Annotated in this window: 14 protein-coding genes, 1 pseudogene, 1 riboswitch and 1 other annotated feature; of the genes and pseudogenes, 10 read left to right on the top strand and 5 right to left on the bottom strand. The window is 34.6% G+C overall.

Annotation, left to right across the window (positions count from 1 at the left end):
• Positions 1–79 precede the first annotated feature (79 nt).
• The 3 genes and pseudogenes from ACXKY9_RS16100 to ACXKY9_RS16090 form a co-directional block, all read left to right on the top strand.
• On the top strand, positions 80–622 hold the full coding sequence (locus ACXKY9_RS16100; RefSeq protein WP_001072942.1) for a CGNR zinc finger domain-containing protein: 543 nt from the start codon (positions 80–82) through the stop codon (positions 620–622).
• A gap of 41 nt (positions 623–663) precedes the next feature.
• On the top strand, positions 664–1,419 hold the full coding sequence (locus tag ACXKY9_RS16095) for a class I SAM-dependent methyltransferase (RefSeq protein WP_002101127.1): 756 nt from the start codon (positions 664–666) through the stop codon (positions 1,417–1,419).
• A gap of 122 nt (positions 1,420–1,541) precedes the next feature.
• Positions 1,542–1,805 (top strand): annotated as a pseudogene (locus ACXKY9_RS16090) (collagen-like protein); the annotation flags it as partial.
• A 73-nt stretch (positions 1,806–1,878) separates the two neighbouring features.
• On the opposite strand, the gene ACXKY9_RS16085 reads toward ACXKY9_RS16090, so the two are convergent.
• Together ACXKY9_RS16085 and ACXKY9_RS16080 are read right to left on the bottom strand one after the other, a co-directional pair.
• Positions 1,879–2,022, bottom strand: a complete 144-nt coding sequence (locus ACXKY9_RS16085) for a hypothetical protein (RefSeq protein ID WP_000945243.1) — start codon at positions 2,020–2,022, stop codon at positions 1,879–1,881.
• Between the two features lie 96 nt (positions 2,023–2,118).
• Positions 2,119–2,261, bottom strand: a riboswitch (cyclic di-AMP (ydaO/yuaA leader).
• A 38-nt stretch (positions 2,262–2,299) separates the two neighbouring features.
• Positions 2,300–2,761, bottom strand: a complete 462-nt coding sequence (locus ACXKY9_RS16080) for a GNAT family N-acetyltransferase (protein ID WP_000601233.1) — start codon at positions 2,759–2,761, stop codon at positions 2,300–2,302.
• 209 nt (positions 2,762–2,970) lie between these two features.
• Here ACXKY9_RS16080 and ACXKY9_RS16075 point away from each other — a divergent pair, with 209 nt between their 5' ends.
• Together ACXKY9_RS16075 and ACXKY9_RS16070 are read left to right on the top strand one after the other, a co-directional pair.
• A complete protein-coding gene (locus tag ACXKY9_RS16075) occupies positions 2,971–3,219 on the top strand; it encodes a GlsB/YeaQ/YmgE family stress response membrane protein (RefSeq protein ID WP_000539730.1) in 249 nt (82 codons plus the stop codon).
• A gap of 63 nt (positions 3,220–3,282) precedes the next feature.
• Entirely contained in the window at positions 3,283–4,404 is a 1,122-nt protein-coding gene (locus tag ACXKY9_RS16070; protein WP_000411484.1) for an AI-2E family transporter, read from the top strand.
• Positions 4,405–4,433: 29 nt separating this feature from the next.
• On the opposite strand, the gene ACXKY9_RS16065 is transcribed toward ACXKY9_RS16070, so the two are convergent.
• The gene (locus tag ACXKY9_RS16065; protein WP_000241795.1) at positions 4,434–5,591 is read right to left on the bottom strand and encodes a 1-deoxy-D-xylulose-5-phosphate reductoisomerase; all 1,158 of its coding nucleotides are present in this window, start codon (positions 5,589–5,591) and stop codon (positions 4,434–4,436) included.
• Between the two features lie 138 nt (positions 5,592–5,729).
• Positions 5,730–5,937, top strand: a binding site (T-box leader).
• Between the two features lie 43 nt (positions 5,938–5,980).
• On the opposite strand from ACXKY9_RS16065, the gene ACXKY9_RS16060 reads away from it, so the two are divergent.
• On the top strand, positions 5,981–6,979 hold the full coding sequence (locus tag ACXKY9_RS16060) for a tryptophan--tRNA ligase (RefSeq protein WP_001290893.1): 999 nt from the start codon (positions 5,981–5,983) through the stop codon (positions 6,977–6,979).
• A gap of 8 nt (positions 6,980–6,987) precedes the next feature.
• On the opposite strand, the gene ACXKY9_RS16055 is transcribed toward ACXKY9_RS16060, so the two are convergent.
• Both ACXKY9_RS16055 and ACXKY9_RS16050 read right to left on the bottom strand, forming a co-directional pair.
• Positions 6,988–7,434 (bottom strand): NUDIX hydrolase, encoded by a 447-nt coding sequence (locus ACXKY9_RS16055; protein WP_000540456.1) that lies wholly within the window; start codon positions 7,432–7,434, stop codon positions 6,988–6,990.
• A gap of 17 nt (positions 7,435–7,451) precedes the next feature.
• On the bottom strand, positions 7,452–8,291 hold the full coding sequence (locus ACXKY9_RS16050; protein ID WP_000355449.1) for a DUF2785 domain-containing protein: 840 nt from the start codon (positions 8,289–8,291) through the stop codon (positions 7,452–7,454).
• 123 nt (positions 8,292–8,414) lie between these two features.
• Here ACXKY9_RS16050 and ACXKY9_RS16045 point away from each other — a divergent pair, with 123 nt between their 5' ends.
• The 4 genes from ACXKY9_RS16045 (at position 8,415) to ACXKY9_RS16030 (ending at position 12,173) form a co-directional block, all read left to right on the top strand.
• Positions 8,415–9,137 (top strand): GNAT family N-acetyltransferase, encoded by a 723-nt coding sequence (locus ACXKY9_RS16045; RefSeq protein WP_000207425.1) that lies wholly within the window; start codon positions 8,415–8,417, stop codon positions 9,135–9,137.
• Between the two features lie 51 nt (positions 9,138–9,188).
• Complete coding sequence (locus ACXKY9_RS16040) at positions 9,189–10,028, top strand: hypothetical protein (protein ID WP_000917825.1); 840 nt, start codon at positions 9,189–9,191, stop codon at positions 10,026–10,028.
• Between the two features lie 89 nt (positions 10,029–10,117).
• Positions 10,118–11,137, top strand: a complete 1,020-nt coding sequence (locus ACXKY9_RS16035) for a tyrosine-protein phosphatase (protein ID WP_000531496.1) — start codon at positions 10,118–10,120, stop codon at positions 11,135–11,137.
• Between the two features lie 121 nt (positions 11,138–11,258).
• A complete protein-coding gene (locus ACXKY9_RS16030; RefSeq protein ID WP_000582025.1) occupies positions 11,259–12,173 on the top strand; it encodes a phosphotransferase family protein in 915 nt (304 codons plus the stop codon).
• Positions 12,174–12,192: the final 19 nt, after the last annotated feature.

Genomic DNA, 12,192 nt, shown 5'->3' with positions numbered 1-12,192 from the left:
ATTTGATGGTTAACTACTTTATATTATAATTATACATAAAGTCAGAAAAAAGTAAATTTTAAGAAGAAGGTGGATTGAATTGAATCAAAACGCTCCAAATGAACTAGAATATATTCGGGAATTTTTAAATACATGGAGAATACCAAACGATACGAGAGAGCCAATTGATTTGCTGCAAACAAAAGAAGATATAAAGCTCTTTATGAAAGAATATTTTGATGAAGAGTTTCCATTTCATACGATAGAGGAATTAAGAGGTTTTCGAGAAGATATTCGGATGACAATTGAAGGCGAAGAATCATTGCAAAAATGGTTAGAGAAATACCCATTTCATGTACATATAAAGGATGATATGAAAGGTATTACATATGAACCAGTATATGAAGAGAATGTGTATACAAAAGTGTTAAGCATTGTGTTAATGTCAATTCAAGAAAATGTGTGGGGAAGGTTAAAAGCATGTCCAGATTGTCGCTGGGTATTTTATGATCATTCGCGAAATGGAAGTAAAAGATGGTGCGGTATGTATGCTGGAGAAGAAGGAGGAAGAGCATGCGGTACGATTGCGAAAGTGAAAAACTACAGGGCGAAGAGAAAAGGGCGATCTGGTTATGATATGTAAGTAATATTAGAGAAAGAAAAATGGATGGGGGAATGAATAATATGAAAGGCACACAAATGCTAGCTACAAATAAAAAGTGTTGGGATACAGTTGCACCTTATTTCTTTCAAGTGGATTGTTTACCTAAATATGGTCCGTATACGGCGTCTGAAGATGAGATTCGTTTGTTCGATTCAATCAGAAAGAAAAAGGTTCTTGATATTGGCTGTGGAAGTGGGCATTCGTTGCAATATATGGCGGAACAAGGGGCAGAGGAATTATGGGGGCTTGATCTTTCGAGTACACAAATTGAAATAGCGAATAAGACGTTAAAGGATTGGAATCCAAAGTTAGTATGCGGAGCAATGGAAGAAGAAGGAGATATTCCGAAAGGATATTTTGATATTGTATATTCCATTTATGCATTAGGTTGGACTTCAGATTTAAGAAAAACGTTGGAACTGATTTATTCATATGTAAAGCCAGGGGGAAGTTTTATTTTTAGTTGGGAGCACCCAGTATATTCAAACTTACAGTATGGTACGGAAGAAGTTGCTATAAAGTCTTCTTATCATGAGGAAACGCCCATTACGTTTGAAACTTTTAAAGGAGAAAATGTACAAGCGACATTACATAAGAGAAAAATAAGTACATACATAAATGAGTTAAATAGAGCGGGATTTAAAATTGAGAGAATAGAAGAGCCTGAACCATCGAGCTCGCTTGATGGAGAACTAGCTGAGCCGTCTACGAAATATTATTCTTTATATAAAGCTAGGATGGTGCCAACTACTTTTATTATTAAGGCGAGGAAGTAAATTGTTTTATAAAAAGAAGCCTATCATTTCAAATAGATGAAATGATAGGCTTCTTTATTTTAAAAAAATGAGGTCAAAGGTGTACTTTTCTTATAAAAATGCATTTCATATAAAAGGTGTAATATTTTCAAGGGGATGCCAATGGTAGGAATGAGACAGTATCTGTTAGATTGCTATTAAATGGAACGCAACTAACAGGGAGTTTTATACAAAACGTAACGACATCAACTGTAGTAATCGAACCAGCCATTTCAAATACACTTCTTGTGAATGTGACGAGTGCCAATTCAACATTAATATTACAAAATGGCCCGTTAGGTGTAGGGCATGTGACTACTATAGCAGGTGCGATTACAGCAAGCTTAAATATAGTGAGAATTTTATAAAGAATATAAAAAACACAAGGAAAGTCTTTGTAAGACACACCTTGTGTTTTTTAATATTAAATAAACATTTTCTTCATCTTTTCGGTTGGAAAATATGCTGAAAGAAGTATTTGTGATGTAAGTTATCTACAACTTTATTTGCTTGATATGTGCGTTGTTTTTCAATTCGGAGTCTTTGCTCCATCATTTTTATTGCGTGATCAGATAAACGTAACATAATACATTCTCCTTTTCTATAAATATAGGTGACTATTTGATATCGATCCCATATTTATAATTAAGGAGGCAAAATGTGTAACATAGGCAAAAAGCACCTTCCTCTCCCATTACGCTTACGAGGTTAGCTGTCGGACTCGGGAAGTGAGAGTTTCCCTACTTAAAAAAGATTCGCCCCAAGTAGCATAGCTACAAAAATGGTTCCCCCGCTCCAAAATTTGGACTCAGCAAAAGGTTTTATAAAGTAAAAAATAACATAAAGGAGCGAACAAGTCAAATTATTTTGTGTATTCTGTCTTTTTTAATTGCGTAAGAATCATACCGTCAGGAAGTATTGTATCTGATACTGTAATGAATCCGTGTTTTTTATATAAAGTAATAGCAGGGGTATTCGCTTTACCTGTTTGTACAATGTATGTCATTGAAGAGGGAAACATGTTAAATATATAAATTAGGAGTTTCGTTGCGATTCCTTTTTGAAAAAAATCGGGCGATACAACTAGCCTGTGGATATCGATTAGTTTTTCTTCTTGTACAAAAGAAATAAAACCGACAAGTTTATTTTCAGAAAAATATCCATAGAATGTTTCAACGCAATTTTGAATATCGTTTACAGTATCATATAAACGAGGTATGGCAGTACTATTTAAGTAGCCTGCTTCAACTTTATAAGCTGGAATTTGAACCTGTAAAATGGATGTTGCTACTTCAAAAGAAGTGGAATTTAACTTAAGAATCATAGATAATGAAGCCTCCTTTAAATATGGTATATGAATATAATTGCTTTATGGGTGAGTTTGACAATATTTTTCTTTTTTGCATATAATATATGTATCTCCATATGTAAAATAGTAGTAAATATATTTCTATAGTGAAATATGGTTAGCAATGATAAATACATATGTTTGTATTAAATCATACAAACTATAATAGAAATGGAGGACTAAAAATGGGGTGGATTATCACATTAATAGTTGGTGCTATTATAGGTGCAATTGCTAGTTCTATAACAGGTAAAAATTTCCCAGGTGGTATGTTCGGAAATATTATCGCAGGTTTATTAGGTGCTTCGTTAGGTGGTAGATTATTTGGCTCCTTTGGGCCATCATTTGGTGGGATTCACGTCGTGCCAGCATTATTAGGTGCAATCGTGTTAATTTTTATTGTATCATTTGTAGTGAAAGCTGCAAAGAAATAGATATATAGATTATGATGAAGAGCCCTGAATAAGGGCTTTTCATCATTCGAAGAGGTGGTTTCATTGGAGAAAATAAATATAAGAAAAAGAGATAAGTTAAGAAAGTTTTTTAGAGAACAAAATTATTTGGCGGTATTACTTGGATTTGCGTTATTGTTCATTAATATTTTATTGCTAACAAAAATATCATTTGTTTTTACACCGTTTATCGTATTTTTAAAAACAATTTTCTTCCCAGTACTATTAGCAGGCGTACTATTCTATATTTTACATCCATTCGTTTCGCTTTTAGAAAAGAAAGGTGTTTCAAGAATCGTATCGATAGCTTCCATATATTTAATCGTACTAGGATTATTTGTATTTTTAGTTGTAACGGTTATCCCTATTATTAAAGATCAAATTGATGCATTAATTGATAACTTACCGTATTTTGGCCATGAGATTGAACAAGCAGCACGTAGATTCGGGGAAAGTAATTTACTCGGTAAAATTCAAGAGAATTTAAATATTAATGTTGCGAATATGGTAAAAGAATACACAGTTGATTTTACAAAGTCATTATCATCAGTAACTGGGAATGTAACTGGATTTTTGAGTACTGTTACAGAGGTTGTTTTAACATTTGTAATGGTTCCATTTATATTGTTCTATCTTTTAAAAGATGGTGAGCAATTGCCGAATCACTTTTTAAAGTTTATTTCAGAGCAAAGACAACCAGCAGCAATGAGAATACTAGATGATATGCATTATGCGATTAGCTCGTATATTAGAGGTCAAATTATCGTGAGCTTATTTATCGGTATTATGTTATTAATCGGTTACCTTATTATCGGTATTAAATATGCTGTACTGCTTGCTATTTTAGCGATGATTGTAAATATCGTTCCGTACGTAGGACCAATTATCGCCATTACACCAGCGTTAATTATCGCATTTATCGACTCGCCAGCAATGGTGTTAAAAGTAATCATCGTTATGATGGTTGTACAATTAGCAGAAGGTAAATTTATTTCTCCGCAAGTCATGGGTAAAAAGTTAGATATTCACCCGATTACTATCATTTTTATCATTTTAACTGCCGGAAACTTATTCGGGATTATGGGGATTATTTTAGCGATTCCAGGGTATGCGATATTAAAAGTGTTAGTTACACACGGTTATAGATTTGTTAAGTTGAATACGTGAAAAAAAGCGCTAAAACAGTGGGAACTGTTTTAGCGCTTTTTTATTAACAATTCATTTGCATATTGGCGCGCCCATTGATCCGCTTCTAATATAGCATCTAGTGAAGGATCTTTTACGTTATGATGAGCTTCAACTGTTTTGTAAATTGTTTTTTCAATATCGAAAAAGGCAATTTCATTTTTTAAGAATAGTGCATTCGCAAGTTCATTTGCTGCATTTAATACAGCGGGAGTAGTACCACCGATTTTGCCACATTCATATGCGTATTGTAGACAAGGGAACTTCTCTAAATCTGGTTTTTCAAAATGTAAACTACCGATTTCTAATAAATTTAATTTTTCATAGGAAGAAGGTAGCCGAGTAGGATAGTGAAACGCATATTGAATCGGCATTCTCATATCAGGAGCACCGAGCTGTGCCATAACTGATCCATCAATAAATTCTACTAAAGAATGAATGATACTTTCTTTATGAATCATTACATCAATTTTTTCATATGGAATATCAAATAGCCATCTCGCTTCCATTACTTCGAACCCTTTATTCATTAATGTGGCAGAATCAATCGTTAGTTTTGCGCCCATTAACCAGTTTGGGTGCTTTAAAGCATCTTTTGCTTGTAATGTTTGCATTTCATCACGTGTTTTATCACGGAATGCACCGCCAGAAGCTGTAACGATTAATTTCTCAATTTCTTTATTATTTTCTCCGTTTAAACATTGGAAAATAGCTGAATGTTCGCTATCTACTGGAATTAAGCGACATCCGTTTTGTTTCGCTAGTTCAGTTACGATATGTCCAGCTGCAACTAACGTTTCTTTATTAGCGATGGCAATATCTTTCTTCGCCTTTAATGCTTCAATCGTTGGAAGTAGTCCGGAAACTCCGACAACAGAACTTAATACAAGATTTGAATCAGGGTGAGTAGCTACCGCAATTAAGCCATCAGTTCCGTATGTGATTTTTGTATTCGCTGAAATACGCGTACGAAGCGTGTCTGCTAAGTCTTTTGTTGCAACGCTTACAATACGAGGTTGAAACGTTTTGATTTGTTGCTCAAGAAGATCGATATTATAATTTGCGGTTAAACCGACGATTTTGAAATGTTCAGGATGAGCTGAAACGACATCTAATGCAGATGTGCCGATGGATCCTGTGGAACCTAAAATGGATATATATTTTACCATGAAAAAACCTCCAAAGTTGTTTCGAATATTTCTGCAAACCTATATAATATTAGACAATTGAAGTGGAAATTCCTGCTATATAAAATAGAAAATTCGGGTTTGTTTGGAAGTGAAATGTGATAAACTGTAAAAAATAACGAAAAAGCAATGAAAGAGAAGAGTACATATTCGAAACTTTTCAGAGAGCTGATATGTGGTGAGAATCAGTAAGGGATGAATATGGAATGGACTCTGGAGCTTCTAACTGAAATGAGTAGGTAAAGACGGTTACTTCACGTTATTGAAGTATGAAGTGAGCTAATGATAGCTAATTAAGGTGGTACCGCGGGAGTCTCTCGTCCTTTTTAAGGATGAGGGGCTCTTTTTATTTTGCGAAAGGAGGAGTTAGTGTGAGTGAAAAAATAATGTTAACAGGAATTAAGCCGACAGGTTATCCGCATTTAGGGAATTATATTGGTGCGATTAAACCTGCATTACAAATGTCAAAGAATAATGAAGGAAAAGCATTGTACTTTATAGCTGATTATCATGCATTAAATGCTGTGCATGATTCAGAAAAGTTCAGCAGTTATACGAAAGAGGTAGCAGCTACTTGGTTATCGCTTGGACTTGGGGAAGATGTTGTTTTTTATCGGCAAACAGAAGTACCAGAAATTCTAGAATTAGCTTGGATTTTAGCTTGCCTAACTCCGAAAGGTCTTATGAACCGTGCTCATGCGTATAAAGCGAAGGTGGAGCAAAATAAAGAAGCGGGGTTAGAGGTCGATGCAGGAGTGAATATGGGGTTATATACGTATCCGATTTTAATGGCAGCTGACATATTATTATTTCAAGCTACCCATGTACCAGTTGGAAAAGACCAAATTCAGCATATTGAAATCGCGCGTGATATTGCGACGTATTTTAATCATACATTTGGCACGACATTTACACTTCCGGAGTATGTCATACAAGAAGAAGGAGCTATTTTACCTGGTCTTGACGGAAGGAAGATGAGTAAAAGTTACGGAAATGTAATCCCATTATTTGCAGAGCAAGAAAAACTACGAAAGTTAATATTTAAAATCAAAACAGATTCTTCACTTCCAAATGAACCGAAAGAACTAGAAACCTTATTTACAATTTATAAAGAATTTGCGACAGAAGACGAAATACAGTCATTACGTGAAAAATATGAGACTGGAATCGGATGGGGCGATGTAAAAAAAGAGTTGTTTCGCGTTGTAGATCGAGAGTTAGCTGGACCTCGTGAAAAGTACGCAATGTATATGAATGAGCCGGATTTATTATATGAAGCATTAGAAAACGGTGCTGAGAAGGCACGCGCTATTGCAAAGGTAAATTTAGCGGAAATTAAAAAACGGATTGGATTTGAGAGGGAACGTTAAGCGTTCCCTTATTTTTTTTGATAATCTGTAATAATCCTCTCAATAACAGGGGGAAGATTATTAGGTAATTCATCAAGTGAAAAGAAGCGTAGTTCTTTTGATTCACTTTGATCGCATACAAATTCACCATAAAATTCTCGGCAAATATAAACAACGAGTACACCGTGTACTTGATCGCCGTTTGGATAGATTTGAAAGAAATCAGGCCCTGAGTATGTACGGAATAGTTCTGGATTTTTAATGATAAGTCCAGTTTCTTCATATACTTCTCGTTTTAAAGCTTCTTCTAACGTTTCGTTATATTCTAATGCGCCTCCAATAATGCCCCAGCGTTTAAAATCTGTACGGAGCTGCAGCAATACTTCATCTTTTTCATTTAATATAATGGCGTGTGATCCTATTAAAATAAGTGGATGATTTCCTACTAGATTTCTCATATCTTCAATATAACCCATGTCATTGCTCCTTGTATTTAATAATAGTTAGGAAGTTCTTTTAACATTCTTTCTGTTTTACGTGCTGTAAAGGCTAAGTTATGGTCATCTTTCGTTCTGAAAAATAATGTGCGTAAAAAGGTTTTAATATTGGCACATAAAATACAATACTCATTAAGCGAAAGGCGTTTTCTAATTTGAGGAAGCCTTTTTATTTTTTTATGAATAATAGAAATTAACTCGTTTTGAGGAAAATCATGATACAGCATTGCTAGTAATGGAGTAACAATGCGTTCATCTTCGTTATTATGAAAAAGGTCAGATGGAATAAAGATTTTATTTAATAAACAATGAATTAATTCTTCGTACCATTCAAAAGTTGTATACGTATTATGAACAATTTCAGTAAAGGCATCAGATACGTGAGCAAGACAATGAGCCCATCCTTTATTTTCGATATAGCCCCGAAAATCCGTTTCTAAGTTTGTGTATGTAATGAGTTTGTTTTTTATTTCTTCGATATCCTCCTCTGTACAAAAGTAGTGCGAATTAGCAAATTGGAGTATTAACGCAATTAACGAAATAGTGTAAGAACGTGTGAAAACCCCATCTGAATGTGGGGAGTAAATGTCACAATATAAATACTCATCACTTAAACAAGTTTGCAGAAGTAATTTCAGCTGATCATCCATAAGGAATTCATGATGAATGAAATGCGCAAAACATTTATATATAAGTTGGTAACGAACGTAGCTATCAGTCGTTCCGATATACTGAAGCATGTTCAAAGTTAACTCATTTACGTCTATATGCTGTAGTTGCGTATAGTCATTTTGTTGTATAAGCTCTAACTGTTGTTGCAATGCTGTAATATCCACTGGAGAACCTCCTCCGCACTTTAAAGATGCGATCTTTTCTAGTATTCTATATATTCAAGGACAATCCTGCTCATGCAAGGAGAACGATTAGAAATTCGAGTATGATATAGATGAGGGAAGAATATGACGACGATAGAACAGTTAGAAAAATATTTTAAAATAAGAAGAAATGCTTCTTCTATTATGATAAAAGAAAATAATGCAGAGATTTTTACAGAAGAGCAATTAGAGGAAATGATGCAATATTGCGTTGCTGAAGCTAAAAAAGATGGATTAGAAAAACTACATTTTGAAATCTCTTCAAAAAGTCCAAATTATGATGTGTATAAAAAATGTTTTGAAACGTATTCATTTGAATATGTTACGGAAAACATGATTGTATTTAAAGATATATATGAAGTAGAAGATGCAGAAAGTGAAATTGATTTTAAGCTTATTGAAGAAGTTGGAGAAGAGGCTTTTTATTCACTGTGGAATGAAGCGACGGGAGAACCAGTCGCTCATGATCAATTTGTGCATATGATGCTACAAGAAATTGGTGAGCAATGGAAAGAACATTGCTTAACAGCGAGTGTCGATGAAGAGCCGATAGGAATTGTAATCCCGCATATTGAAAGAGGTACGTTAGAAGAAGGGAAACTTATGTACTTCGCAGTTACTCCAAATATGCGTAATAAGGGATATGAAGCGGCATTATTTGCAGCTGCGATGTTTGTCTTAAAGGAAATAGGTGCATCTTATTATATTGGTGAGACAAATATACAAAATGAATGGATGAAGGATGTTTTTGAAAAGAATGGATGTCAGCTGCTTAGTTCAACTGAGAGATATGTGAGAAAGTTTTAGGAGGATGAATGATGTATACTCTCGAACTCGTATAGCGGGAGGGGACTATATATGTTAAAGCAATCCATGCATTCATTCGTGTTATTGTATCCAAATGTATTGTTAGAAGGCTGGAATGTTGAAAAAGTTTCAGAACGTTATGAAGGTGAAAAGTGGGGAACTTTTTGGTTTCAGGTTGTTACTCCAACTGGGATGTTTCGAGTAAAGGAATTTTTTCTCGATATAATGGAACCAGTATTTCCGGATAGCTGTATTTCTCAAGCAAAAGGAGATTGTTTTCAATATAAAGGGCTTGTGTATTGGAAAGGTATAAATTATAAAGGAAAAGAAAGTTACGTTACATCTATATGGAAAACACAAGTTGAAATTTCTATTGATCGTGGGTATGTAAACAAAGATGAAATGGAAAGATTTCTATTCGGGTTACAACCAGTAAATATGGAGTTTGCGAAAATGATATTACATACACCATTTCACCTATTGAGCTTTCAAGCAAAAAGAGATGGAATTGGTGAGATAGGAAGATGTAGAGAGTGGAATGCTCCAGATGACGTATCCTATGTAAATTTGTTAATTCATGAAAAACTAAATTGGAAACTTGAATCGGTCGGTTTCGGAAATGACGAAACGCAGTATGTATACTGGGACGAAGTTAATAAACTATATGCACTTTGGGTTTGTAGACATAAAAACAAAGCGTATTATCCTATTTCTTCATGGACAATGAACTATGGCCCAAAACAAATTATAAACGGGTTAGAGTTTTATCCGCACCCTAATCGCGGAACAGTTGTATACGAAGATTTAGGTAATGAACAAATCGCATACGTATTTCGCGGTAATCCTTGTACAAATTTTGAACAAGTAAAAGAACTTTTCGCCTGTTTGTAAGATAAAAAGAAAAATGAGAACGACAAAGTAGATATTTGTATAATACAATAGAGTGAGATTCGATTATATGAGAAAGCGTTGGTGAAAGAATGGGACAGCAAAGAAATTGGTTACAAGCAACTGTAGAAAGAAATAAAGATAATACGTTACAAATAAAGTGGGAAAATAATATAGAAGAAGTTCGTATTTATTGGAGTACTTCACCAGATCATATTGAAGAAAATGGAGAATTACTTGCAACAGTAAATGGGGAATTATCATATACAATTGAAAACCCCAGTGAAAATGAACGTCCATATTTTAGATTAGTAGGAAGTAATGGACAAGCAGTAACAGTAGCCGAGCGTAGATTGCCATTACAAGGTGCGTTTAACTTCCGTGATATGGGAGGATATGAAACGACTGAAGGCCGTAAAGTAAAATGGGGCAAATTATACCGCTCTGAAGAATTAGCAGGGCTAACTGAATGGGATATTGCCTATTTACAAAAGTCTGGTTTAAAGTTAATTTGCGATTACCGTACAGACTTTGAAGTGAAGCATAAGCCGAATCCAGAAATTACAGGTGCTCGTCAAGTGTGCTTACCAGTTATGCAAGACTTAGCGAAAGACTTAAATATAAATGAGTTTTTCCAAGTTGGTGACCTTTCTATGTTAGGAAAACCAGGTGAGTATCTTGTGAAAATGAATCAAGATTTCGTAAGTGGTAATGAAGCATTCGTGAGCTTCTTAAACTTAGCGCAAAACCCGGAAAACTTACCGTTAGTAAACCACTGTACAGCTGGAAAAGATCGTACTGGATTTGGTTCAGCATTATTACTACTTTTACTAGGTGTACCAGAAAAAACAGTAATGGAAGACTACTTACTAAGTAACGGATTCCGTGAAAAGCTAAATGAAAAAATGATGGCCTTTTTAGGTGCGAAATTACAAAACGATGAGAGCAGAGCGATATTAGGTGCAATGTTTGAAGCACGTGCTGAATACTTGCAAGCTGCGATTGGTGAAATTCAAAAGCAATACGGATCAGTTGAAGCATACGCTGAAAAAGCTCTTGGCTTTACGAAAGAGTCGTTAGAGGAAATGAAAGAGTTATTGCTAGAAGATTAATAATGAGAAGGAGGCTGAGCGGATTAGCCTCCTTTTACTATTGTTGCTATAATTTTGTTAATGAGGATGTTGTGCACCGAGGAGAAAATGGATGAAAAGAGCTTAAGAATCGGGGAATAAAATGATTCATACACGTGTAAAAGCAGAGGGGATAAGAGAAAAGCTGGCAACAATACTAAGTCAAGAGTATAAGGAACTAGCTATTCAAGATTTAAAGGTGATTGGAACGGGAGTGCAAAATATTGTTTTTCAAGGAGATTCAGAAAAGGGGTCTTTGGCATTTCGAGTACCGTGGGAAAGAGAAGTGGAAAATATAAATGAAGACTTATTTAACAGTCGGATTTCGTTGCAAAAGGAAGCGGAGCTGTCTAAGTATTGTCATTCAAAAGGTATTCCAGTACCAAGGATACACGGATTGCATCTTTCAACCGAACTTGATTTTTTAATTTCGGATTGTGTGTATGCTGATCATATGCCAATTTCCGCATGCAAAATAGGGGAGTTAGTGAGCAATCTTCATAGTATGCCAATTGATGGTTTGTATTACAAACAAAATATTAGAGAGCCCATTAGTAAGTATATAGCAGAACGAATTGTGAAACGGATAGAAGGGTTTAATACAATCACGAACTGCAAAATTAATCTTCCGGATACAAAAACAATTGAATATATTCTTAGTACAGCAGATCATGTAAAATGTTTATTACATATGGACATTCGACCAGCCAATTTAATCGGATATAATGGAGAAGTTAAAGCAATAGTTGATTGGGATAATGCTTTAATTGGTCATCCATTGCTGGAGCTTATGAGAATAGCTGAAACAAATGAGGTTAGTTGGGATGAATTTAAAGATGGATATAAGAATGATAGTATCTTTAATGTTACTCCTCATATTGTTAGTTTATTTTATAGACTAGATACAGCAGTCATGCTAGCAAACTTATTTATAGCACATTTGAAAATAAAAGATAAAGGTGTATTCTATAAAGAGCGGGTTAAAGCGCTTCATCACGACATATATAAAAACTTATAAGCAATGAGAACGAAGCTTT

This window comes from Bacillus sp. 2175 (assembly GCF_057812155.1).
The sequence above is the reverse complement of the archived record's forward strand: the minus strand, read 5'-3'. Positions and strand labels throughout refer to the sequence as shown.